Genomic DNA, 22072 nt, shown 5'->3' with positions numbered 1-22072 from the left:
GACTTGGCGCCGGCGCTGCCGGCCCGGCCCGCGCCGGTGAGGCCGCCGAGGGCGCGGCCGAGTCGCGCAGCGGACCCCGCACAGGGCTGACCTCGTGGAGCATCGGCACCCTGGACCGGGTCTTCGAGACGCGGCGCGGCGGTCAGCCGGTGAAGGCGTATCCGGCGCTGGTGGACGAGGGTTCCTCGGTCGCGGTGCGGCTCTTCGACAGCGCGGAGGAGCAGCGCGCGGCGATGGCGCGCGGCACCAGGCGGCTGATCCTGCTCAACCTCCCGTCGGATCCGGCCAAGTTCGCGCAGCGTCAGCTGGACAACGCGGCGAAGCTGGCGCTGGCCAGCTCCCCGCACGGCGGGGTGCCGGCGCTGCTGGCCGACTGCGTGAGCGCGGCGGCCGACCAGCTGGTCGCGGCGCACGGCGGCCCCGCGTGGGACGAGGAGGGGTTCGGGAAGCTCTTCGACGCGGTGCGGGCGGACATCACAGACCTGACGCTGCGGATCCTCGGCCGGGTGCGCGAGGTGCTGCTCGCCTGGGGCACCTGTGAGCGGCGGCTGCGGTCGATCACCAGCCCGGTGCTCGCCGAGTCGCTGGCGGACGTCCGCGAGCAGCTGGCCGGCCTGGTGCCGGCCGGCTTCGTGACCCGGCACGGCGCGCGCCGGCTGCCGGACCTGCTGCGCTATCTGACGGCCGTGGACCGGCGGTTGCAGCAGTTGCCGCAGCACGCCGAGCGTGACCGGGCCAGGATGGCCAAGGTGCGGGAGATGCGGGACGAGTACGCCTGGCTGCTCGAGCAGTTCCCGCCCGGCCGTCCCGTGCCGGCCGGGGCGGCCGAGATCCCCTGGATGATCGAGGAGCTGCGGGTCAGCTACTTCGCGCACGCGCTCGGCACGGCGTATCCGATCTCCGACAAGCGCATCGTGAAGGCGATCGACGCCCTGGCGCCCTGACCCGGAACGAGGTGGTGCGGGGCGCGGGAAGCGATTCGCTACGCGCCCGCCATCTGGGGTAGAGTCGCGCTCGCGACGAGGTCCTGTGGAGCAGTTTGGAGTGCTCGCCACCCTGTCAAGGTGGAGGCCGCGGGTTCAAATCCCGTCAGGACCGCAGTAGTTGGTAGACCGCAGTAGTTGGTAGAAAGCCGGAAGCCCGGATCCCCCAGAGGGGATCCGGGCTTTTCCGTGTGCCGTGAGCGGGGTAAGCAGGGGGCAAGGGGGAAGCGCAGTACCAGGGGGAGGTGGGGAGAGCCGCTCGAGGGGGTAGGAGACAGCTACGCGCGATGCGGTGCGGCGGGGGCCGCATTACCGCAAGATCATCGCACCGGGCAAGAGACAGGGCATGTGACGGGAGTCACGGAACTTGATCGCTCGCTGAGCTCGGTTGACCCCGTAGAGAAACCCGCCAATTTAATATGTGCAATTGCACGGCCCCGTGAAGGCCCCCGCGGGGTGCTCGTGCTGCCCTCGTGTGGACATGCAAATCGCGCCGGACTCGGCGGAGTCCGGCGCGATCTGTGGCCAAGCGGCCGGGGTGGGGGCCCCGAAGCCTGGGTCGTGCTGTTGTTTGCTCAGGCCTCGCCCCGCTGCTGCGGGATGCCCGCCAGCAGTGCGCGCACCTCCGCTTCGCGGTAGCGGCGGTGCCCACCGAGCGTGCGGATAGACGTGAGCTTGCCCGCCTTTGCCCAGCGTGTGACCGTTTTCGGGTCCACGCGGAACATCGAGGCAACCTCAGCCGGGGTCAGCAGCGGCTCGGCATCAGGGGTGCGAGCGGTCATGAGCGGCCTCCTCGGGAGAACCGAACCATCACGGTTCTTTCCTCTAAATTCTGCACCTTGACCCACGTTGCCCGAAATGACAGGCGCGGGTCGAGTCGGTTATAGGACGAACGGCTTGTCCTCGGCACTACAACTACACCATCCGTCCAGCCGGGTCGGCCAAACCGATGGAATTGCCCTCTCAGGTGTTCAACCTTGGCGGAAGCCGACTGGAACATGCCATAGCGGACAGTTACCTGATCTCTACGATCAGTCACCCCGCGACGGCTGACCGTCGATCGCCACCCAGGACGGAGCCCCACCGAGCCCGTTGTCCTATTTTGACACGAGGAGACTACTTGAAGGCAAGAGTTCCTTACAGTGCCTTCCATCACGCTTGGGGCTTTCGCCCCACCTAAGGAGCGGATCAGTTGGCGAACTGGCGCTCGCGGATCGTCATCCAACGGTCGGTGAGCTCCTCGTACAGGCTGGTGGCCCGCTCGACGTCACCCGCCGCGAGCGCGGCAAGCCCCTCGGCGACCTCCGCCACCGAGCGGTCAGCCGCCAACTGGTCTTCGGAGATCGTATAGATCAATCCGCCGTAGTCCAGTTCGACAAGTGACCGGGGGTGGAACTCCTCGAGCCAGCGGCCGACGTCCGTCAGCGCGTCGACCAGCGGCCCCTCCGGCATCGCCTCCCTGACCGCCCGCAGCCCGCGGGCCACCCGCCGCCGCGCCTCCACCATCGGCGTCCGGTAGCGCAGCGTCGGGGCGTCCCCGGTGGCCTCCGGGCCGTCCCCGGCCTTCCGGAAGATCCGCTCGTCGTCCGCGAAGAGCGCGAACCATCGCACCGGCACGTGCCACAGCGCCGACCTGATCCACGGCCTGGCGTCCGGATTGCGCTCCCGCCACCGGTCGTACTCGTCCGCCGCCCGCTGCCGCACCCCGGGCGGCAGCGCGAGGTCCACCACGGGCTGCGGCATCAGCCAGTGCCCCACCTCGCCGAGCGCCTGCCACGAGCGCAGCCTGGTACGCCACGGGCAGACGCAGACCACCCCGTCGACCGTGGTCACGAACGCGTCCGCGCTCTCCGCCGCCGGGGCCACCCGCACAGGCCGCGCCACCAGGCCGGTCAGCGCGTCCCGCAGCTCGTCCTGGGCGGTGGGCAGCCGCTCGCGCCGCGCGTAGCCGGCCCAGTGCGACCGCTCGGGCTCAGGGAAGGCCGCGAGCGGCTCGTAGACCCGGAGATACGCCGCATAGGGCACCTTGGGCACACTGCCTCCCACCGTCTCGACGTCGCTCCCCCGATCGTGTCAGTCCCCGGATGACCCCGGTACCCGGCACCCGACGGCGGTCGTAGTCTCATCCCATCGAACAACAAGCGCGCCCCCTCGCGCCCGCCCGATCCACCGGCGGCCGCACCGGGCGCTCACACCGCGATACGCAGGAGTCACCACCGTGACCGACGTACGTCCCGCTGTCAGCGTCGACAGCAGCGCAACGCCCGGCGCCACCAGCGCCCTCGACATCCTCTTCGCCTCGGAGCGGGGCGGCCACGAGCAGGTCCTGCTCTGCCAGGACCGGCCCACAGGCCTCCGGGCCGTGATCGCCGTCCACTCCACCGCGCTCGGCCCCGCCCTGGGCGGCACCCGCTTCCACGCCTACGCCGGCTCCCCGAGCCCGGAGGAGGCGGCCGTCCGCGACGCCCTCAACCTGTCCCGCGGCATGAGCTACAAGAACGCCCTCGCCGGCCTCCCGCACGGCGGCGGCAAGGCCGTGATCATCGGCGACCCGGCCCACCTCAAGTCCGAGGAACTGCTGCTCGCCTACGGCCGCTTCGTGGCCTCGCTCGCCGGCCGCTACGTCACCGCCTGCGACGTCGGCACCTACGTCGAGGACATGGACGTGATCTCCCGCGCGTGCCGCTGGACCACCGGCCGCTCGCCCGAACAGGGCGGCGCCGGCGACTCCTCCGTGCTCACCGCCTTCGGCGTCTTCCAGGGCATGCGCGCCGCCGCCCAGCACCGCTGGGGCTCCCCCGACCTGGCCGACCGCACCGTCGGCGTCGCCGGCGTGGGCAAGGTCGGCCACCTCCTGGTCGACCACCTCGTCGAGGCCGGCGCCCGGGTGGTCGTCACCGACGTCGCCCCGGCCGCCGTCGCCCGGGTGCTCGACACCCACCCCGGGCGGGTGACCGCCGCGCCGGACGCCGATGCCCTGATCCGGACCCCCGGGCTTGACATCTACGCCCCCTGCGCCCTGGGCGGCGCGCTCAACGACCTGACGGTGCCGCTGCTCACCGCGGGCATCGTCTGCGGCGCCGCCAACAACCAACTCGACCATCCGGGCGCCGCCCAGGAGCTCACCGACCGCGGCGTCCTCTACGCGCCCGACTACGTGGTGAACTCCGGCGGCGTGATCCAGGTCGCCGACGAGCTCCACGGTTTCGACTTCGCACGTGCGAAGGCAAAGGCCGCGTTGATCTTCGAGACCACCCTGGAGATCTTCGAACGGGCCGGCGCCGAGGGCGTCCCCCCTGCTGTGGCGGCCGACCGCCTCGCGGAGCACCGAATGGCCCACGCCGCGAACCACTGATCGGCCATTTGCGTAAGACATGTCACCCCCCTCATGCGGGGCGTGTCGAGAAAGAAGGTAAAATCGCGGCTGACCAGCAAAGAGCGGGTCAGCGGTCGACGATCGGGCGGCCCGGGTCCTGCGGACGACGTACCGTAGGCCCGCGGAAGCAGGTACGGTTGAAGGCCGATGGATCGGGCGCTCGTCCGAGGGCCCGCTCTCAATCATGAACGGATGTCAACACTCCGGGGCCGCAGGGTCCCGTCGTTGAGGGGGTCGAGCCAATGGGGCGCGGCCGGGCCAAGGCCAAGCAGACGAAGGTCGCCCGCCAGCTGAAGTACAACGGCGGCCGGACGGATCTTTCCCGTCTGGCCGAAGAGCTGGGTGCGGGTGCATCAAAGCCTGACCAGGCGCCGACGAACGGCGAGCAGGTCGAGGACGACGAAGAGCTGGACGACGACCTGTACACACGCTACGCGGAGATGTACAACGACGAGGATGACGAGGAGGACGGCGACGAGCCGTCCACCAACGGTCACTCCAACTCCAAACGCCGCGGCGCCTGACCAGCGCCTCCGGCCAGCCGGTCGCCCGACCGGCCTCCGCCCGGCTCTCCGAGCCGACTGAGCCACCCGGGAGCACGACCTCCCCACCCCGGTCCGGTTTCGCCGGACCGGGCTCAGTTGTGTCGTGCGCCCCCTCGCGGTGGCCCTGCCAGGTCATGATGACCGCGCGTAGTCCCCGGTGAGCGTGACGGCCTCGCCGCCGTCCTCTCCGACCCCGACCTCGCCGGCCACCCAGGCCGGCACCCCCCGCGCCGCGAGCTCGGCCAGGGCCGCGTCGACGGATCCCGGCGCCACCACGGCCACCATCCCGACGCCCATGTTGAGCGTGCGCTCCAGCTCGGCCCGCGCCACCCGGCCGGCCGCGCCGACCACGTCGAACACCGGCGCGGGCGCCCAACTGGCGCGGTCGATCACGGCCGTCAGCCCGTCCGGCATCACCCGGGCCACGTTGCCGGCCAGGCCACCGCCCGTGATGTGCGCGAACGCGTGCACCTCGGCGGCGCGGACCAGGGCCAGGCAGTCCAGCGAGTAGATCCGGGTCGGCTCGAGCAGCTCCTCGCCGAGCGTCCGGCCGAACTCGGGGACGTGCCGCTCGATGGACCAGCCGGCCAGGTCGAAGAACACGTGCCGGACCAGCGAGTACCCGTTGGAGTGAAGGCCGGACGAGCCGAGCGCGATCACCGCGTCGCCCGAACGGATGCGATCGGCGCCCAGCAGCGCGTCCGCCTCGACGACGCCGGTGCCGGCGCCCGCCAGGTCGTACTCCTCCGGCCCGAGCAGCCCGGGGTGCTCGGCGGTCTCGCCGCCGACCAGGGCGCAGCCGGCCAGCGCGCAGCCCTCGGCGATGCCCTTGACGATGGCGGCGACCCGCTCCGGGTACACCTTGCCGACGCAGACGTAGTCGGTCATGAACAGCGGCTCGGCGCCGCAGACGACCAGGTCGTCCACGACCATGGCGACCAGGTCGCGGCCGATCGTGTCGTGCACGTCCATCCGCTGGGCGACCGCGACCTTGGTGCCGACGCCGTCGGTCGCCGAGGCCAGCAGCGGGCGCCGGTAGCCGCGGAGCGCCGAGGCGTCGAAGAGGCCGGCGAAGCCGCCGATGGCGCCCACGCTCTCGGGGCGCTGGGCCTTGGCCACCCAGGTGCGCATCAGCTCGACGGCCGTCTCACCGGCCTCGATGTCGACCCCCGCCGCCGCGTAGCTGACACCGGACGCGTTCTCTGTCATCGGTTCTCTCTGATCTGCGGTGTTCTGGGAGTGTTCCGGGGCGTGGCCCGCCCCGGACACGGACGGCCCGCTCACGGGCGGCGCAGGGCGTCGGACGCGCCGGGGCCCGCCGCCAGCAGGGGGAGCGTGAGGCGCGCCCGCTCCGCCCGCTCGCGCTCGGCCTCGGGCGACTGCTCCAGCACGTCCTTGCCGAGCAGCGCCGGGTCGGGCAGCTCCATCGGGTACTCGCCGTCGAAGCAGGCCCGGCACAGGTCGGGCTTGGCGATGGTGGTGGCCTCGACCATCGCGTCGAGCGAGATGTAGGCCAGCGAGTCGGCGCCGAGCGAGGTGCCGATCTCCTCGACCGAGAGACCGTTGGCGATCAGCTCGGCGCGGGTCGCGAAGTCGATGCCGAAGAAGCACGGCCACTTGATCGGCGGCGAGCTGATCCGGACGTGCACCTCGGCGGCGCCGGCCTCGCGCAACATCCTGACCAGGGCCCGCTGGGTGTTGCCGCGGACGATCGAGTCGTCGACGACGACCAGCCGCTTGCCGCGGATGACCTCCTTCAGCGGGTTCAGCTTCAGCCGGATGCCCAGCTGTCTGATGGTCTGGCTCGGCTGGATGAAGGTGCGGCCCACGTAGGAGTTCTTGACCAGTCCTGAGCCGTAGGGGATGCCGCTGGCCTCGGCGTAGCCGATGGCCGCCGGGGTGCCGGACTCCGGGGTCGATATCACCAGATCGGCGTCGGCCGGGGCCTCGGCCGCCAGCCGGCGGCCCATCTCGACCCGGGAGAGGTAGACGTTCCGGCCGGCGATGTCGGTGTCCGGCCTGGCCAGGTACACGTATTCGAAGACGCAGCCGCGCGGCTTCGCATCCGCGAAGCGTGAAGAGCGGAGCCCGTTCTCGTCGACCGCGATCAGCTCGCCGGGCTCGATCTCGCGGACCACCGAGGCGCCCACGATGTCGAGCGCCGCCGTCTCGGAGGCGACCACCCAGCCGCGCTCGAGGCGGCCGAGCACCAGCGGCCTGAAGCCCTGCGGGTCGCGGGCGGCGTAGAGGGTGCCCTCGTCCATGAAGACGAAGCTGTAGGCGCCCCTGACCTTCGGCAGCACCAGCGGCGCCGCCTCCTCGACGGTCAGCGGCGTACCGTCCTCGGCCCGCTGCCCGGCGAGCAGCACGGTGACCAGGTCGGTGTCGTTGGTCACCGCGACACGGTGCCGCGGCCCGCGGTCACCCGGCAGCTCGGCGACCAGTTCGGCGAGCTCGGCGGTGTTGACCAGATTGCCGTTATGACCGAGCGCGATCGAGCCGTGCCCGGTGGCACGGAACGTCGGCTGGGCGTTCTCCCAGGTCGGGGCCCCGGTGGTCGAGTACCGGGTGTGGCCCACGGCGATATGGCCCGGGAGTGAGCTGAGAGAGGTCTCGTCGAAGACCTGGGAGACGAGCCCCATGTCCTTGAAGACCAGGATCTTGGAGCCGTCGCTCACCGCGATGCCCGCGGACTCCTGCCCGCGGTGCTGCAATGCGTAAAGGCCGAAGAAGGTGAGCTTGGCGACCTCCTCGCCCGGAGCCCAGACACCGAAGACGCCACACGCGTCCCTCGGGCCTCGCTCTCCGGGGTCAAGGTCGTGGCTGAGTCGTCCATCACCACGCACACGTCGAGTCTAGGCCAGGATCCCCGGAGCGCGAGAACCCCGGGATTGTGAGACATGCCCCATACGGAACGCGGACCTGGCGGGATGACCGACACGCTGCGATCACCCGAGCACGGGCAGTTGCTCGGCCAGCGCCCCGGCCCGCTCGCCGCCGGCCCGCAGCCGGCCGCTCTCCAGGGCCGCGGCCCAGCCGACCCGGCCGGTGGCCAGCCGCAGCCAGGTCACCGGGTCGGTCTCGACCACGTTGGGCGGGGTGCCGCGGGTGTGCCGCGGCCCCGCCAGGCACTGGACGGCGGCGAATGGCGGGATCCTGACCTCGGTGGAGGAGCCGGGGGCCCTCGCGGCGAGCGCGTCGGTCAGCACCCGGGTGGTGATGGCGAGCGCGCCCCGGTCGAGCCGCACCGGACGCCCGGTGGCCCGGGTCAGGTCGTCGCTGTGCAGGGTCAGCTCCACGATGCGGGTGACCGTGAAGTCGACCGCCCGCATGGCGCCCAGGTGGTGCGGGATCAGCACGTCCTCGCGGACGCCCATGTCCACCACGGCCTCCATCTCCAGGGCGGCCGCGCTGATCACGGCGGCGTCCGCGGTGTCCCGCTCCTCGTGCACGGTGGCGGCGACCCAGTCGGTGACGTCCACCTGGGGGCGGGCGGCCCGCGGCGCCGGCTCGGCCAGCAGCTTGGGCAACGCGTCGATCTGCCGGGCCAGATGGCCGAGCAACCCGGCCAACTCCAACTGTCGTTCGGTCGTCAGCTGCTGCACGGCCGACCGCAGCAACTCCACCTGCGCGAGCAGCGCGTCGCGGACCCGATCGGGGTGATAGGCGCGGGGCTTGCGCCGGACGGCACCGGTCATATGACGGAGCCTACGTCGGGCGGCCGCGAACCGTCTCGTGACCGGCGCCTTCTTCGTCCTGTTCGTCCTGTCAAGATGACAAGGCCATATCAACTGGGCATCCCCCGGCGACCCGGCCGGGGCTCGCGTGCCAGGATCGGGCCATGGCGATAGCGGACCCTTTCCTGGCCGAAGACGAGGTGCTGATCTACGAGACGAGGCAGCACTGGACGACGCTGATCAGCGAGTTCGTCCAGTTGCTCGTCATCGTGGTGGCCGCCGGCGCCGTGGTGTGGGTGCTGCCCACCGACGAGGACTGGGGGCGCACCGCCTCCTGGGTGGTGGTCGGGCTGGCCGTGGTGCTGGCCGTCTGGCGCTGGCTGGTCCCGTTGCTCCAGTGGCGCGCCACCCTGTACTTCCTGACCAGCAGGCGGCTGCACAAGCGCTCCGGGTTCCTCTCCAAGGCCGGCACCAGCATCCCGCTGAGCCGGGTCAACGACGTGTCGTTCTCGGCCTCGCTGTGGGAGCGGATCTGGCGCTACGGCACGGTCCGGGTGCAGTCCGCGTCCGAGCAGGGGCTGATGGTGTTCCGGCACGTGCCGGAACCCGAGACGCTGAAGCAGCACATCCACCAGGCGATCGACGGGCTCGCCGAGCGGGAGTGATTCCGGCCCTCGCGGCCCGAATGCATCGGTCGATCCCGGGTACCCCGGGCGCATGACTGGAATGGAAGACACGTACGAGAACCCGGCCCAGGACGGGCTGCACCTGCGCAGCCCCGCGTTCGAGGACCGGACGCCGATCCCGCCCCGGTTCACGGCGGGTGGGGGCAACGTCTCGCCACCGCTGAACTGGACCAGGCCGCCGCCTGGCACCCAGGAGCTCGCGCTGCTCTGCGAGGACCCGGACGCGCCGTCCGGCACGTTCGTGCACTGGCTGGTGACGGGCATCGACGCCGGCTCCCGCGGGGTGGCGGAGGGCGATCTGCCGGCCGGCGGCCGGGCGCACGCCAACACGATGGGCGACCACGGCTGGGACGGCCCGAGCCCGCCGGTCGGTGACGCGGCGCACCGGTACCGCTTCCGGCTGTACGCGATGCCGTTCCACGTCCCGCTGCCCGACCACGCCTCGGCGGTCGAGGTGCACCGGGCGCTGGACGACGAGCGGCTCGCCGAGTCCACGCTGACCGGGCTCTACCAGCGGTGAGGTCTCTACCAGCGGTGAGGTGGTGACGGACGAGATGAGCAAGAAGATGGAGGGCAACGAGGTCCAGCGGCGGCGGGCGGCGCGCGAGGCGCGGCTGCTCGGCGAGCTGCCGAGTGCCCGCAAGGCGACCACCGGCGCCTCCAAGCAGCGCGGCACCCCGCAGGCGGACGCCGAGCCGGCGGTGCCGCACCGGGGCAAGCAGCGCGAGCTGGCGGAGGAGCGCGACGAGCGCCGCCGCACCTCCCGGATCCCGCTGCCGCCGCCAGGGCCCGGGCGGTCGTTCCGCGGCCGCGGGCGCCCGCCCTACGGGTCCGAGCACGCCCGGGTCTTCGCGGCCCTGGAGGTCGCCGAGTCCCGGCACGGCGGGGAGGGCACCTACGCGCCGGAGATCGCCCGCACGGCCGGCCTGCCGGTCGACCGCACCCGCGGGATCCTGCACGACCTGGCCGAGACCCACCACCTGGTCACCGAGCTCAAGGGCGTCGACCGCCCGGACCTCGGCACCCGCTACGAGTCGGCGTAGCGCAGCCGCTCGGGCCGCGGCAGGCGGACCGGGGTGAAGAGGGCGATCGTCGCGATGAGCAGGAAGCCGACGCCGGCGGCCAGCGCCACCGGCGTGGTGCCGCGGTGCTGCGCGGTCCAGGTGAGCACGGCCGCGCCGATCGGGGCCGCCGAGTAGTGCAGCGTCCAGAACGCGGAGGTCACCCGGCCCAACAGGTGCTCGGGGGTGACCTCCTGGCGCAGCGACATCGAGCAGGTGCCGGCGACGCTGAGCGAGCCGAGGAACAGCGCGACGCAGACGGCGACCCCGCTCACCGTGTCGGCGAGGCCCATGCCGGTGACGGCCACGCCGGCGAGGACGACGGTGCCGATCCAGGTCGGCCCGAAGCCGAACCTGCGGCGCACGGCGGCCACCAGCAGCGCGCCGGTGATGGTGCCGGCGGCGCCGATCCCGAAGACGGTGCCGACAGTGGAGTCGCCCTCGCCCAGGTCGTGCTTGAGGTGGTAGATCACCAGGTCGTTGAGGCCGAGTTGGAGGAAGCTGAAGAGCGTCAGCAGCACGGTGAGCGCCCGCAGCACCGGGTGTCGGCGGAGGAAGGCGACGCCGGCGAACAGGTCGGCCCAGAGCCGGCGCGGCTCCCCTTCCCCGGTTGTCCCGGTCTCCGGGCTGGCGGCGAACCGCACCACGCTCAGGCAGAGCGCCGACGCCGCGAAGCTCGCCGCGTCCACCCCGACGGCGGCGGCCGGGCCGAAGCGGGCCGCCACGATGCCCGCGCAGAGCGGCCCGAGGACGCCGGCCGCGGCGGCCGTCGCGTTGAGCCGGCCGTTGGCCTCGGTGAGGCGCTCGGTGGGGACCAGGCCGCGGACGACGGTCACGTAGGTGACCATGAACAGCATGCCGACGGCCGAGGCGAGCGGCAGCACGACGTAGAGCAGCCAGACGGTGGGCCCGAACGCCCACGCGATCGGGATCAGCGCGTACAGGCCCATGCGGGCGAGATCGCAGCCGATCAGCAGCCGGCGCCGGTCGAACCGGTCGGCGACCACGCCGGCGAAGATCCCCGCCACGAGCGAGGCCACCCCGGCGACGGCGGTCAGCAGGCCCATCTGGGCCACCGACCCGGTGGCGTGCAGGACGAGGAGCGGCAGCGCGATCAGCGCGAACGAGTCGCCGACGACGGAGAGCGTCTGCGCGGCCCAGAAGACCCCGAAGTTCCGGTTCCGCCAGAGGGGTTGCCGGTCTTCCTGCGTCGATTCGGGCACTGGGTGAGGATAGGCCGGGCGCCCCAGGGGCGCCTCCAATTATTTCCCGTCACCCGCCTTGCCCAGTGCGGGGAACGCCTGGGCGGTTCCCGGTGTTGTGCCCGGCATGACGACACTGGGACTCATCGGCAGCGGGAACATCGGCGGCACCGTGGCGCGGTTGGCGGTGGCGGCCGGGCTCGACGTGGTGGTCAGCAACTCGCGCGGCCCCGAGACGCTGACCGGCCTCGTATCCGAGCTCGGCGACCACGCGCGGGCCGGCACCACGGAGGAGGCGGCGCGGGACGGGGACATCGTGGTGGTCTCGATCCCGCTCAAGGCGTACCGGCAGCTGCCGGTGGAGCCGCTGGCCGGCAAGGTGGTGCTGGAGACGCTGAACTACTACCCGACGCGGGACGGCCAGTTCCCCGAGCTGGACGCGGGCGACGCCACCAGCAGCGAGCTGGTGCAGCGGCACCTGGCGGGCGCGAAGGTGGTGAAGGTGTTCAACAACATCTTCTTCGGGCACCTGCTGGACTACGCCCGCCCCTCCGGCTCCACGGAGCGCGGCGCGCTGCCGATCGCCGGGGACGACGCGGCGGCGAAGAAGGCGGCGGCCGAACTGCTCGACGCCCTCGGGTGGGACGCGGTCGACGTCGGCTCGCTGGCCGACAGCTGGCGGTTCGAGCCTGGCACCCCCGCCTACGGAGCCCCCTATATGGCCGACCCGAGCGTCGGCCTCGAGGGCCTGGCGACGGACCCGGGCACGGTGGCGCCCTCCGAGAAGGTGCGGGGCGCGGTGGCGGCCGCGCAGCGGTAGCCGATTGACTTCAACGCTGGTTGAGGTTTTAGCGTCGGCCGCATGATCCTTGTGGCCGGCGCGACCGGCAATATCGGGCGCCCCCTCGTGCACCGGCTGCGCGAGGCGGGCGCCGGCCCGCTCCTGGCCCTCACCAGGGACCCGGCCCGGGCCGGCGGCGACATGGTCGTCGGCGACCTGACGCGGCCCGACTCGCTGAAGTCCGCGCTGGCCGGCGTGCGTTCGCTCTTCCTGCCGGCGGGCATGGGCGCGGAGGCGGAGGTGTTGGCGGCGGCGCGGGAGGCGGGCGTCGAGCACGTGGTGCTGGTGTCGTCGATCACCGTGCTGACCCACCCCCACCTGGGGCCGGCGGCCGCCAATGCGGCGACGGAGCGGGCCCTGCGGGAGAGCGGCCTGGCCTGGACGATCCTGCGCCCGACGCAGTTCGCGTCCAACGCGCTGTGGTGGGCACCCGCCCTCCAGGCGGGTAAGGCCCTCCGCCTCCCCTTCCCGGAGGCCGCCCTCCCCACCATCCACCCCGCCGACATCGCCACCATGGCCGCCGCGGCCCTCCTGGACCCGGCCCACCACCGGGGCCACGCCTACGCCCTCACCGGCCCGGCGCTCGTCACGGCCAGGGAGCAGGTCGAGACACTCGGGGAGGTGCTGGGCCGCGAGGCCCGCTGGGAGCCCGTCTCCCGCGAGACCGCGCACGCGGAGATGGCGGCATCCCTCGGCGACGAGCCCGCCAGCGCGCTGCTGGACGTGACCGGCGGCGACCTGAACCCGGCGCTGACGGCCGTCCACGACACCGTCCCCCGACTCACCGGCCACCCCGGCCGCACCTTCCGCCAGTGGGCCGAGGAGAACGCGGCGGCTTTTCGTTGACCGTGACGTTAGGCCCGTTTTCCTGCCCGGTTGGTGGGCCTAACGTCACAGTTGGAGGGCTCGGCGGAGCGGGGCGAGGATGGCTGTCTCCGGGCGGTAGGTGTCGGCCCAGGTGAAGCGGAGAAGGGTCAGCCCCGGGAGGAGGGTCGCCAGGCGGTTCTGGCGGAACCGGTCGCGGTGCAGGGCCTGGGGAGTGCCATGCGGCCCCTTGCCGTCAGCCTCCACGCCGACCAGCTGGCTGGGCCAGCCCAGGTCAAGGCGGTAGTGACGGCCATGGGCCGGGTCCCATACCCGCCACTGGAGGAGGGGCGGGGGCAGCCCTCCGTCCAGGCAGAGCAGTCGGATCCTGGTCTCCAGCGGGCTCTCCGACAGGCCGTTCGCCAGCGGGAGCCACAGGCGGGCCCGGCGGGCTCCCGCGCGGCGAGGAAGGTGCGGCGCGACCTCCTGTGGTGAGGTGAGCAACCCGCGGTGCAGGGCGGAGTCCAGCACGCTGACCGCCTCCTCCCGCCCGAGGCCGAGCAGCAGGTCGGCGCAGGTGCGCGCCGGGGTGGTCAGGCGCAGGCCACGCAGGTCCGTGCGGGCCTGGTGCGGCACCTGGCTCCGGTGGATCTGGACACCGGCCCGGCCGCGCACCTCGTGGCCGAGGGGCGCCGCCAGGTGCAGCACGCCGTCGTCCCGAGGTAGGCCATGCAGGCCGAGCAGCCGCGCGGCCGTGGGACCGCAGGCCACGACCTGCTGATTGCAGCCGAGGAGCACGCCCCGCACCCGAGCCCGCAGCGAGGGCGCCCGGGAGGCCGGCCCCACCCAGCAACTCCCCCGGGCCAGCGGCACCCACCGCCCGGAGCGCACCATGCGCCGCAGCACGCGGCGCTCAACGCCGGCCCCACGCAGCTGAGCGGTGGTCATGACCCAGTCCTGCCGGGCGGCTTGTGCGTGGACGCGGCGCAGGATGTCGTCACTGACAGTCATAGGCCGAGTCTCGCGCGAACGCCGCGCCGCATGGTGGGCCTGTGGATAACTCGGCGCTACGCTCGGCCCCGCTTGACGGCGGTCAGCAGAGCCGCGAGGCGAGCCGGGGTGGTGGTGAGGACGGTCCCCGGGTCGTCGCTCTCCCGGAGCCGGAGGGCGGCGGCCTGCCCGGCCGGGGAGCCCAGTTCCAGGCAGTCCTTGTTGCCGTCGTTACCGCTGAAACTGGACTTCTGCCACGAGGGGAGAGACATGATCTTCCTCTTCACAGGTCATACAGCAGCCGTTGGAGCCACCCGAGGGAATCGCGTCGAACGACCGTCCTTGACGGCGCGTTGGCATCGATCGGGGGCAAGGCTACGGCGCTCAGCTTGTCGAAGGCATCCGAGAACTCGGCCAAGTTGTCCTGGTCGATGACGAACGGCGAGGCCGCCGGATGTTCCACGTACACGGTGCTGAGCTCCGGCACGATCGCATCGTGGCAGACGAAGGCGCTGTTGAATCCAGGTGGGTACGACTCGGCACGGAACGGCAGTACCTGGATCCGGACGTGTGGCAGCTCCGCCATCTCGACCAGGTGCTCGACCTGGCGCCGCATCACCTCCCGACCGACGAACTCCATCCGGAACGCCGCTTCGTGGATCACCGCGTGAAACTCCGGGGGTTTCGGATCGGTGAGAATCCGCTGCCGGCGCAGGCGGAACGCAACGAAGCTCTCCAACATCTCAGCTGTTTGTTCCGGCCGTCCGGTGGCGAACAGGGCCCGCATGAACTCGGCTGTCTGCAACAGCCCCGGCATCTGTACCCATTGGAAGTTACGGTGCCGCACCGACATCGACTCCAGCTCCGCCAGGTCCCGGGCCGCGTCGTTGTGCGGTGGATGCTTGAACTCGGACCACCAGCCGCGCCCGTTCGACTGGCTCATACCCGCCAGCGCTTCGACGACCGAGTCATCTTTGCAACCATAGAGCTCGACTAGAGCCCTGAGCTTCGGCACAGCGATAGCGGTCCGCCCCGACTCGATGTGGTTCATGTGTGCAGGACCGACAGCGACGAACGATCCGGCGCTGGTTGCCGTCAGCCCGCTCTCAATCCGGAGCCGCCGCAGTTCAGCGCCCAAACGTCGTTGTCGCTGACTCGGGTTGACGCGAAGTCCCATGCACCCTCCTACTCAGTGAGCGCCAGTGTGCCCGGACAGCCCCACCGAGACCAGCGCGGTCACCCACAGGGATGAACTCTGCACCATCCGTTGCACGCCCACCAAAATCACATGTATTTATATCCCCCATGCAGATGCCTGAGGTTCGTTCGTACCGGTTCGTCGCGCCCAACACGGCGGATGTCGCTCGGCTCGCGCGGGACCATGTCGCGTGGTTGTTGGCGCGGAGTCCGTGTCCGGTCGAGGTGGAGACGGTCCGGCTGCTGGTCTCCGAGGTGGTGACCAACGCGTACCAGCACACCTCCTCACCGCATGTCGCGCTGACCACCACGCTCCAGCCGGGGCGGGTGCGCGTCGGGGTGTTCGACAACAGCCGGCGGCTGGTCGGCGCGCCGGCAGGGGGCGACGTGTACGGGGAGGGTGGGCGGGGGCTGCTGCTGCTCCAGGAGCTCAGCTCACGGTGGGGGTGTGAACTGCACGGATCGCGGCGGCCGTTCGGGAAGTCGGTCTGGTTCGAGCTTGGTTCTCCGCCGGTCAGCCGTCGCTGACGAACGCGCCGGCCGCCGCCGCGAGGGCGGCTGCCCTGGCCGCGTCGCCCGGCAGGCGCGGGTCGGCGGGGGTGCCGAGCAGCACCAGCTGGTGGTAGAGCGGCGCGGTCGCGGCGATCAGCAGCCGGCGGGCGTCGGTCCGTGGGGGGAGTTCGCCGCGTTGGACGGCCCGCGTGACGATGATCTCGCAGCGGGTGTACCGGTCCTCCCAGAGCCGCCGTTGGGCGTCGGCGGCCTGCTCGGAGCGGAACGACGCGGCGATCAGCGCCGCCACGATCGGCGGGTCCGCCGTCAACGCGTCCTGGCTCTCCTGGTTCAGCGCCGCCAGGTCGCCTGCCAGCGAGCCGGTGTCCGGCGGTTGCCAGTCGTCGTCGCCCGCCGCGTCGAGGAAGTCGGCGAGCAGGCCGCCGACGTCGCCCCAGCGCCGGTACACGGTGGCGCGGTGCACGCCGGAGCGGGCGGCGACCGTCTCCATGGTGAGCCCGCCGTAGCCGCGTTCGCCCAGTTCCGCGAGGAGCGCGTCGAGCACCTGCCGGCGGATCCGGGCGGTGCGGCCGCCGGGGCGGCGGCGGGTCGGGGGCGATTCCGGTTGCTCGGGGGACGGCGGCATGCCACCATCTTAACGCGTCACCTGTCGCAGTAATGGAGTAGCCCATGCCCCCCGTTCCCGCCGACCCGACCGTGCTGCACCCGATGCCCGAGCAGCCGCGCGTGGTGCTGCTGAAGCCGCTGGTCACCTCGCCGCTGATCGAGGTCGGCGAGTTCTCCTACTACGACGACCCCGACGACCCGACCGCCTTCGAGACCCGGAACGTGCTGTACCACTACGGCCCGGAGAAGCTGGTCATCGGGAGGTTCTGCGCGCTGGGCGAGGGCGTGCGGTTCCTCATGAACGGCGCCAACCACCGGATGGACGGCCCGTCCACGTTCCCGTTCCCGATCATGGGCGGTTCCTGGTCCGAGCACTTCGACCTCATCACCGGCCTGGGCGGCCGCGGGGACACCGTGCTCGGGCACGACGTCTGGCTCGGCTACCGGTCGACGGTGATGCCCGGCGTGCGCGTCGGGCACGGGGCGATCGTCGCCGCCGGCTCCGTCGTCGTCGACGACGTCCCCGACTACGGGATCGTCGGCGGCAACCCGGCCCGCCTCATCCGCCGCCGGTACGACGACGCGGACGTCGAGCGGCTGCTGGCCGTGGCCTGGTGGGACTGGCCGCTCCCGCACCTCACCCGGCACGTCCGCACGATCATGGCCGGCGGCATCGACGAGTTGGAGAGCGCGGCGGCCGAACTCCCGCGCCGCTGACGACGTAAACCCCGTGCGGTGACGCTCCGTCGTCTGTTAGGAACGGCCGCATGCCAGAGCGAACACTGAACGGGCACGTGGCGATCGTGACGGGCGCCAACCACGGGATCGGCGCGGCGACGGCGCGCGAGTTGGCGGCGCGGGGAGCCGCCGTGCTGGTGAGCTACCTCCGGGTGGAGGGGACCGGTGACGGCGAGGCGGTGGTCGAGGAGATCCGCGGGGCCGGCGGCCTGGCGGCCGAGTTCGAGGCGGACCTCACCGACCCCGAAGCGCCGGCCGCGATCTTCGACGCCGCCGAGGCGGAGCTCGGGCCGGTCGACATCCTCGTCAACAACGCGTCGGGCTGGATCCAGGACACCTTCACCCCCGAGCCGAAGGACCGGTTCGGGCGGGAGCTCCGGCCGGTCACGGCCGACACGTGGCAGCGGCAGTTCGCCGTGGACACCCGGGCGCCGGCGCTGCTGATCGGCGAGCTGGCCGGCCGGCACCGGGCGCGCGGCGCGCGCTGGGGGCGGATCGTGGGGCTGACGTCGGGCGGCGGCGAGCTCGGCTTCCCCGGCGAGGTGTCGTACGGCGCGGCCAAGGCCGCCCAGACCCACTACACGCTGTCCGCCGCCGCCGAGTTGGCCGAGCTCGGCATCACCGCCAACGTGGTGCACCCGCCGGTGACCGACACCGGCTGGATCACCGACGAGGTCCGCGCCTTCGTGGCGGCCAGCGCCACCCACTTCCACGTCGCGGACCCGGCGGAGGTGGCGCGGACGATCGCGTTCCTGGTCTCGGCCGAGGCCCACCTCGTCACCGGGAACGTGATCACGCTGCGCTGACATAGCTTCCCGCCCCGTCCCGCATCTGAAGGATGACAGCGGCTGAGGCCGACGGGCCACGGGGAAGGGCGGGATCGGATGTGAACGGCCACGAGGACGTGGTCCAGGCCACGTTCGCCAAGGTCTACGCGAAATGGGACCGGGTGCGGCGGGCGGACGACACCGACGCGTCGTACGTGTGGCGGATGCTCATCAACACCAACGGCGAGCCGCTGCGCAGGCAGCGGGTCCGCGAGTGGCTCACCACGCTGGTCCCTGACCGCCAGGCCAGGGACCGCGCGGACCAGATCGCCGACCGCGACGCGCTGACGCAGGCCCTGCTCCGCCTTCCGGCGCGCCAGCGCGCGGCGGTGGTGCTGCGTTACGCGGAGGACCTCGGCGAGCGCGAGGTCGCCCGGCTGCTCGGCACGGGCGTCGGGACGGTACGCAGCCACACCGCGCGCGGGCTGGCGCGGCTGCGCGCCGACGGCTCCCGGGCACCGAGGTGGTGCCGGTGGACGAGGCGATGCGCGCGGGGCGCGCGCTGCGTGGGCGCCTCCGTCGCCGCCTGACGATCGGCGGCGCCGTCGCCGCCACCGTCGTGGTGGCGACGGCCGCCGTCATCGTCCTGCCGGGGCCCGACGACCCCGCGCCACCGATCTTCCCGGCCGACGGGGGGTGGGCCCGGGTGGTGCAGCCGTACGAGCCCGTCGAGGTCGACGAGGAGCGCGTCCTGGCACTGGTGCCCGGGGGCGGCCGCTACGTGCTCTCCCATCCCGACACCTTCGAGGAGAACCTGCGGATCGTCACGGCGCACGAGGACGTCCTCCCGCTGCTCGACGGCATCGACATCGGGCTCAACGTGCTCAGCGCGGAAGCCCGTTACCTCTTCGACGGCCTGTACCGCAGCGACGACCGCATCACGCGCATCGTCCTGGACACCGGGGACGCCGAGTACGAGGCCGACCTGTACGTGCTGCCGGGCGATCCCGACTGGGGCACGTTCTACCTCGACACCACCGACCTGGAACTGTCGGGGGAGATGTCGCTCAACGCCTACGACGCGGACGGCGACCTGGTCGCCGACCACACCACGACCGTGGAGGACGTGGAGTCGGTATCCGGCGACTGACGGCCGGCGTCACCCGGCCAGTGTCGCCTGCCAGATCTCCTCGCTCGGCCAGCGGTGCGCCCACTCGGAGGACACCTCGTCGAACTCCCGGTGCGCCGGGTTCGGGGCCTGGATCTCGATCAGGTCCTCGACGACGAAGCCGGCGGCCCGCAGCGTCCGCAGCGTCTCGCCGTGGGAGGGGACGAACTCGACGCGCTCGCCCCGGTCGATGCGGCCGAGGCCGCCGAAGTGCGGGTGGTGCAGGGTGGTCGTGGCGCTGCCGGCCGGCGAGACGGTGAGGGCGTACAGCGGCGCGTACCGCGAGAAGACCAGCCGGCCGCCGGGGCGCAGCAGGCGGGCGGCCTCGGGGATCCAGCGGTCCGGGTCGCACCAGAGGGAGGCGCCGAACTCGCTGATGGCGAGGTCGAACGAGCCGTCCGGGTAGGGGACGTCCTCGGCGCTGCCCAGGACGAGGGGGAAGTCGAGGCCGAACTCGGCCTGCATGGCGCGGGCGGTGGCCAGTTGGGACTCGGAGACGTCGATCCCGACCGGGTGCGCGCCGGCCCTGGCCAGCCAGGCGGAGACGTAGGCGGTGCCGCAGCCGAGCTCGACGACCCGGGTGCCGGGCAGGTCGGGCGGCAGTAACCGGGCCTCTGACTCGGGCGTGGCCCACAGGCCCCAGTGCGGTTCGGTCCGCGCCCACTGGGCGCGGGCCAGCGGGCCGTGGTAGCCGGCGGCCACCTCGTCCCAGTAGTGACGGTTCCGTGCCACGTGATCCGGACGGTCCTGGTGGTCCTGGTGATCGGTCATGGGGCGGCAGGTTAGGGTGCTCCGCCCGCCGCCGTCACCCGGGTTTTCGCCGCGGCGGCGCGGTACGCGCTGGGGGTGAGGCCGAGCGCCCGCACCAGATGCTGCCGGAGCGAGTCGGCGGAGCCGAGGCCGCTGTGGTGGGCGACGCGGTCCATCGGCAGCTCGGTGGTCTCCAGCAGCTGCCGTGCCCGGTCGACGCGTTGGTGGAGCAGCCAGCGCAGCGGGCTGAGGCCGGTCTCGGCGTGGAAGCGGCGGATGAGGGTGCGGGTGCTGACGCCGGCGTGGGCGGCCAGGTCGGCCAGGGCGAGCGGGCGGTCGAGGCGGCGCAGCGCCCAGGCGCGGGTGTCGGCGAGCGAGCGGTCCGTGACCCGGGGCAGCGGCGTCTCGACGATCTGCGGCTGGTCGCCGGGGCGCGGCGGGCCGACGACCGCGAGCCGGCCGGCCGCGGCGGCCACCGCCGAGCCGTGGTCGGTCCTGATGAGGTGGAGGCACAGTTCGATGGCGGCGCCCGCCCCGGCGGAGGTCACGATCGGGCCGTCCACGACGTGGAGCGCGTCCCGCTCCACGGTCGCGGCGGGAAAGCGGCGCGCGAGCTGTTCCGTGAGCCCCCAGTGGGTGGTCGCGCGCCGCCCGTCGAGCAGGCCGGCGTGGCCCAGCACGAAGGTGCCGGTGCAGATGGCGGCGACCCGCCGGCCCGCGTCGGCGGACCGCCGCACCGCGTCGAGCACCGCCGGGGCGACGTCCTCCCGGGCGCCGCCGCCGACCACGACGACCGTGTCGGCCTCGCCCAGCTCGCGCAACCCGGCAAGGCCGTCGGGAACGAGCAGGTCGGGGCCGCCCACGGCCGCCACCCGGCCGGGGTGGGCGGTGTGCGTCGTGACGCGGTACGCCGGGCCGTCCGCCAGCTCGGCCGCGCCGAGCAGCATCTGGGTGATGGACAGGTCGTACGCGAAGACGGGTGGCACGGCGAGGAAGGCGATCCGTCGCATGGCCAGATCCTCCGGAGGCTCGGCGATCGGGGCCCTGCCGACGCGATGTCGCGGCCCGCACAGTGGGACAGCGCCCGCCGGGGACCCGATGTTCCCGGCCGTGAGGGCGCGGGACCATCAGGAGGAAGCATGGCTCTGCGGGTCATCGTGGGAGCCGGTGCCGCGGCCAGGACCGCGGCGCGGCTGTTCGCGGACGACGGCGAGCGGGTGCGGATCGTCACCAGGAGCGGCGGCGGCCCCGAGCACCCGCTGGTCGAGCGGATCGCGCTCGACGCCGGCGACCCGGCCGAGGCGGACCGGCTCGCCCGCCTCGCCGAGGGCGCGGACACCGTCCTCAACTGCGCGATCACGCCGTACCACACCTGGCCGGCCACGGTCCCGCCGCTCTACCGGGCGATCCTCGCGGCGGCCGAGCGGAGCGGGGCCGGTTATGTGATGCTCGGCAACGTCTACGGCTACGGCCCGGTGGACGGGCCCCTCACCGAGGAGCTGCCGCTCGCCGCGACCGGCCCCAAGGGGCGGGTGCGCGCCCGCATGTGGGAGGAGGCGGCCGAGGCGCACGCGGCGGGGCGGGTGCGGGCGACGGAGGTGCGGGCCGGTCAGTTCCTGGGCGCCGGGGTGTTGTCGGTGTTCGCGCTGACGGTGCAGCCGCAGGTGCTGGCCGGGCGGCTGGCCCTCACTCCCCAGGAGGTGGACACGCCGCACGGCTACGCGGCGACCGACGACGTGGCCAGGGCCCTGGTGGCGGTGGCGCGGGACGACCGCTCGTGGGGGCGGCCGTGGCACGCGCCGGCGATCAACGCCTCGCTGCGGGAGGTGGCCGGCCGGCTGGCCGCGTTGGCGGGGGCGCCGGAGCCCCGGCTGGCGACGATGAGCGACCGGGAGCTGGCGACGCTCGCCCTCACGGATCCGCTCTGGGGTGAGCTGGAGGAGACGGCGCACCTGTCGCACCGGCCGTTCACCCTCGACTCGTCACGGATCGAGCGGGTGTTCGGCACAAAGGCCAGCCCCCTCGACGACGTGTTGCGTGAGGCTGCTGGCCTGAAGGGTTGAGCTCTGGAGCGGGTGACAGGGATCGCACACTGCGCCTCCCCCTTGGAAAGGGGGTGTTCTACTACTGAACTACACCCGCACGGTGGGGAGTTGGGCCTTTTGGCC

Annotated in this window: 26 protein-coding genes and 2 tRNA genes; 15 read left to right on the top strand and 13 right to left on the bottom strand. The window is 72.6% G+C overall.

Going from position 1 to position 22072, the window contains the following annotated elements:
- Together ACYVPE_RS05180 and ACYVPE_RS05175 are read left to right on the top strand one after the other, a co-directional pair.
- On the top strand, window positions 1-944 hold a 944-nt coding region (locus ACYVPE_RS05180), incomplete at its 5' end, for a DUF3418 domain-containing protein (protein WP_461032182.1).
- 79 nt (window positions 945-1023) lie between these two features.
- A tRNA-Asp gene (locus ACYVPE_RS05175) sits at window positions 1024-1098 on the top strand.
- 460 nt (window positions 1099-1558) lie between these two features.
- On the opposite strand, the gene bldC is transcribed toward ACYVPE_RS05175, so the two are convergent.
- Window positions 1559-1765, bottom strand: coding sequence for a developmental transcriptional regulator BldC (bldC, locus tag ACYVPE_RS05170; RefSeq protein WP_132819558.1), 207 nt, complete (start codon window positions 1763-1765; stop codon window positions 1559-1561).
- 406 nt (window positions 1766-2171) lie between these two features.
- Window positions 2172-3017, bottom strand: a complete 846-nt coding sequence (locus tag ACYVPE_RS05165; protein ID WP_461032181.1) for a hypothetical protein — start codon at window positions 3015-3017, stop codon at window positions 2172-2174.
- A gap of 184 nt (window positions 3018-3201) precedes the next feature.
- On the opposite strand from ACYVPE_RS05165, the gene ACYVPE_RS05160 reads away from it, so the two are divergent.
- Both ACYVPE_RS05160 and ACYVPE_RS05155 read left to right on the top strand, forming a co-directional pair.
- Window positions 3202-4338 (top strand): Glu/Leu/Phe/Val family dehydrogenase, encoded by a 1137-nt coding sequence (locus ACYVPE_RS05160; protein ID WP_461032180.1) that lies wholly within the window; start codon window positions 3202-3204, stop codon window positions 4336-4338.
- A 263-nt stretch (window positions 4339-4601) separates the two neighbouring features.
- The gene (locus ACYVPE_RS05155; RefSeq protein WP_461032179.1) at window positions 4602-4883 is read left to right on the top strand and encodes a DUF3073 domain-containing protein; all 282 of its coding nucleotides are present in this window, start codon (window positions 4602-4604) and stop codon (window positions 4881-4883) included.
- A gap of 153 nt (window positions 4884-5036) precedes the next feature.
- On the opposite strand, the gene purM is transcribed toward ACYVPE_RS05155, so the two are convergent.
- The 3 genes from purM to ACYVPE_RS05140 all read right to left on the bottom strand — a co-directional run bounded on the left by purM (window position 5037) and on the right by ACYVPE_RS05140 (window position 8602).
- The gene (purM, locus tag ACYVPE_RS05150; RefSeq protein WP_461032178.1) at window positions 5037-6113 is read right to left on the bottom strand and encodes a phosphoribosylformylglycinamidine cyclo-ligase; all 1077 of its coding nucleotides are present in this window, start codon (window positions 6111-6113) and stop codon (window positions 5037-5039) included.
- A 71-nt stretch (window positions 6114-6184) separates the two neighbouring features.
- On the bottom strand, window positions 6185-7750 hold the full coding sequence (gene purF, locus ACYVPE_RS05145) for an amidophosphoribosyltransferase (RefSeq protein ID WP_461032177.1): 1566 nt from the start codon (window positions 7748-7750) through the stop codon (window positions 6185-6187).
- 102 nt (window positions 7751-7852) lie between these two features.
- Complete coding sequence (locus tag ACYVPE_RS05140) at window positions 7853-8602, bottom strand: sterol carrier family protein (protein ID WP_461032176.1); 750 nt, start codon at window positions 8600-8602, stop codon at window positions 7853-7855.
- 143 nt (window positions 8603-8745) lie between these two features.
- Between ACYVPE_RS05140 and ACYVPE_RS05135 the strand changes: the two genes are divergently transcribed.
- Genes ACYVPE_RS05135 through ACYVPE_RS05125 form a run of 3 tightly spaced genes read left to right on the top strand, consistent with a single transcriptional unit; the run spans window position 8746 to window position 10310 of the window.
- A complete protein-coding gene (locus ACYVPE_RS05135; protein ID WP_461032175.1) occupies window positions 8746-9246 on the top strand; it encodes a PH domain-containing protein in 501 nt (166 codons plus the stop codon).
- Between the two features lie 52 nt (window positions 9247-9298).
- Window positions 9299-9787, top strand: a complete 489-nt coding sequence (locus ACYVPE_RS05130; RefSeq protein ID WP_461032174.1) for a YbhB/YbcL family Raf kinase inhibitor-like protein — start codon at window positions 9299-9301, stop codon at window positions 9785-9787.
- 34 nt (window positions 9788-9821) lie between these two features.
- Window positions 9822-10310, top strand: a complete 489-nt coding sequence (locus ACYVPE_RS05125; protein WP_461032173.1) for a hypothetical protein — start codon at window positions 9822-9824, stop codon at window positions 10308-10310.
- Here ACYVPE_RS05125 and ACYVPE_RS05120 read toward each other — a convergent pair.
- Window positions 10295-11551, bottom strand: a complete 1257-nt coding sequence (locus ACYVPE_RS05120; protein ID WP_461032172.1) for an MFS transporter — start codon at window positions 11549-11551, stop codon at window positions 10295-10297. The two genes, ACYVPE_RS05125 and ACYVPE_RS05120, sit on opposite strands and share 16 nt — an antisense overlap.
- A 106-nt stretch (window positions 11552-11657) precedes the next feature.
- On the opposite strand from ACYVPE_RS05120, the gene ACYVPE_RS05115 reads away from it, so the two are divergent.
- Together ACYVPE_RS05115 and ACYVPE_RS05110 are read left to right on the top strand one after the other, a co-directional pair.
- Window positions 11658-12350 (top strand): NADPH-dependent F420 reductase, encoded by a 693-nt coding sequence (locus tag ACYVPE_RS05115; protein WP_461032171.1) that lies wholly within the window; start codon window positions 11658-11660, stop codon window positions 12348-12350.
- A gap of 42 nt (window positions 12351-12392) precedes the next feature.
- Window positions 12393-13217 carry an NAD(P)H-binding protein gene (locus tag ACYVPE_RS05110; protein ID WP_461032170.1) on the top strand — a complete coding sequence of 275 codons (825 nt, stop codon included), beginning with the start codon at window positions 12393-12395 and terminating at the stop codon, window positions 13215-13217.
- A 45-nt stretch (window positions 13218-13262) separates the two neighbouring features.
- On the opposite strand, the gene ACYVPE_RS05105 is transcribed toward ACYVPE_RS05110, so the two are convergent.
- The 3 genes from ACYVPE_RS05105 to ACYVPE_RS05095 are packed head-to-tail and all read right to left on the bottom strand — an operon-like array spanning window position 13263 to window position 15342.
- A complete protein-coding gene (locus ACYVPE_RS05105; protein WP_461032169.1) occupies window positions 13263-14186 on the bottom strand; it encodes a hypothetical protein in 924 nt (307 codons plus the stop codon).
- Window positions 14187-14242: 56 nt separating this feature from the next.
- Window positions 14243-14437 carry a DUF397 domain-containing protein gene (locus ACYVPE_RS05100; RefSeq protein WP_461032168.1) on the bottom strand — a complete coding sequence of 65 codons (195 nt, stop codon included), beginning with the start codon at window positions 14435-14437 and terminating at the stop codon, window positions 14243-14245.
- Window positions 14438-14448: 11 nt separating this feature from the next.
- Complete coding sequence (locus tag ACYVPE_RS05095) at window positions 14449-15342, bottom strand: helix-turn-helix domain-containing protein (protein WP_461032167.1); 894 nt, start codon at window positions 15340-15342, stop codon at window positions 14449-14451.
- A 134-nt stretch (window positions 15343-15476) separates the two neighbouring features.
- Here ACYVPE_RS05095 and ACYVPE_RS05090 point away from each other — a divergent pair, with 134 nt between their 5' ends.
- Window positions 15477-15890 (top strand): ATP-binding protein, encoded by a 414-nt coding sequence (locus ACYVPE_RS05090; RefSeq protein ID WP_461032166.1) that lies wholly within the window; start codon window positions 15477-15479, stop codon window positions 15888-15890.
- Here ACYVPE_RS05090 and ACYVPE_RS05085 read toward each other — a convergent pair.
- Complete coding sequence (locus tag ACYVPE_RS05085) at window positions 15877-16500, bottom strand: TetR/AcrR family transcriptional regulator (protein ID WP_461032165.1); 624 nt, start codon at window positions 16498-16500, stop codon at window positions 15877-15879. The genes ACYVPE_RS05090 and ACYVPE_RS05085 overlap by 14 nt on opposite strands.
- A gap of 44 nt (window positions 16501-16544) precedes the next feature.
- On the opposite strand from ACYVPE_RS05085, the gene ACYVPE_RS05080 reads away from it, so the two are divergent.
- The 4 genes from ACYVPE_RS05080 to ACYVPE_RS05065 all read left to right on the top strand — a co-directional run bounded on the left by ACYVPE_RS05080 (window position 16545) and on the right by ACYVPE_RS05065 (window position 19136).
- The gene (locus ACYVPE_RS05080) at window positions 16545-17198 is read left to right on the top strand and encodes a CatB-related O-acetyltransferase (RefSeq protein ID WP_461032164.1); all 654 of its coding nucleotides are present in this window, start codon (window positions 16545-16547) and stop codon (window positions 17196-17198) included.
- A gap of 50 nt (window positions 17199-17248) precedes the next feature.
- Window positions 17249-18025: an SDR family NAD(P)-dependent oxidoreductase gene (locus ACYVPE_RS05075; RefSeq protein ID WP_461032163.1), complete on the top strand. Its 777-nt coding sequence runs from the start codon at window positions 17249-17251 to the stop codon at window positions 18023-18025.
- A gap of 80 nt (window positions 18026-18105) precedes the next feature.
- Window positions 18106-18576, top strand: a complete 471-nt coding sequence (locus ACYVPE_RS05070; protein ID WP_461032162.1) for a SigE family RNA polymerase sigma factor — start codon at window positions 18106-18108, stop codon at window positions 18574-18576.
- Window positions 18519-19136, top strand: a complete 618-nt coding sequence (locus tag ACYVPE_RS05065) for a hypothetical protein (protein WP_461032161.1) — start codon at window positions 18519-18521, stop codon at window positions 19134-19136. The genes ACYVPE_RS05070 and ACYVPE_RS05065 overlap by 58 nt, the downstream gene beginning before the upstream one ends.
- 9 nt (window positions 19137-19145) lie before the next feature.
- Here ACYVPE_RS05065 and ACYVPE_RS05060 read toward each other — a convergent pair whose 3' ends face one another.
- Window positions 19146-19925: a class I SAM-dependent methyltransferase gene (locus tag ACYVPE_RS05060; protein WP_461032160.1), complete on the bottom strand. Its 780-nt coding sequence runs from the start codon at window positions 19923-19925 to the stop codon at window positions 19146-19148.
- An 11-nt stretch (window positions 19926-19936) separates the two neighbouring features.
- Entirely contained in the window at window positions 19937-20914 is a 978-nt protein-coding gene (locus tag ACYVPE_RS05055) for a GlxA family transcriptional regulator (RefSeq protein ID WP_461032159.1), read from the bottom strand.
- Window positions 20915-21043: 129 nt separating this feature from the next.
- On the opposite strand from ACYVPE_RS05055, the gene ACYVPE_RS05050 reads away from it, so the two are divergent.
- Entirely contained in the window at window positions 21044-21967 is a 924-nt protein-coding gene (locus tag ACYVPE_RS05050; protein ID WP_461032158.1) for an NAD-dependent epimerase/dehydratase family protein, read from the top strand.
- 4 nt (window positions 21968-21971) lie between these two features.
- On the opposite strand, the gene ACYVPE_RS05045 is transcribed toward ACYVPE_RS05050, so the two are convergent.
- Window positions 21972-22046: transfer RNA gene (locus tag ACYVPE_RS05045), tRNA-Gly, on the bottom strand.
- Window positions 22047-22072 lie beyond the last annotated feature (26 nt).

The sequence above is a fragment of the Streptomyces mayteni genome (assembly GCF_054783955.1).
This window is presented reverse-complemented; position numbering and strand designations above follow the sequence as displayed.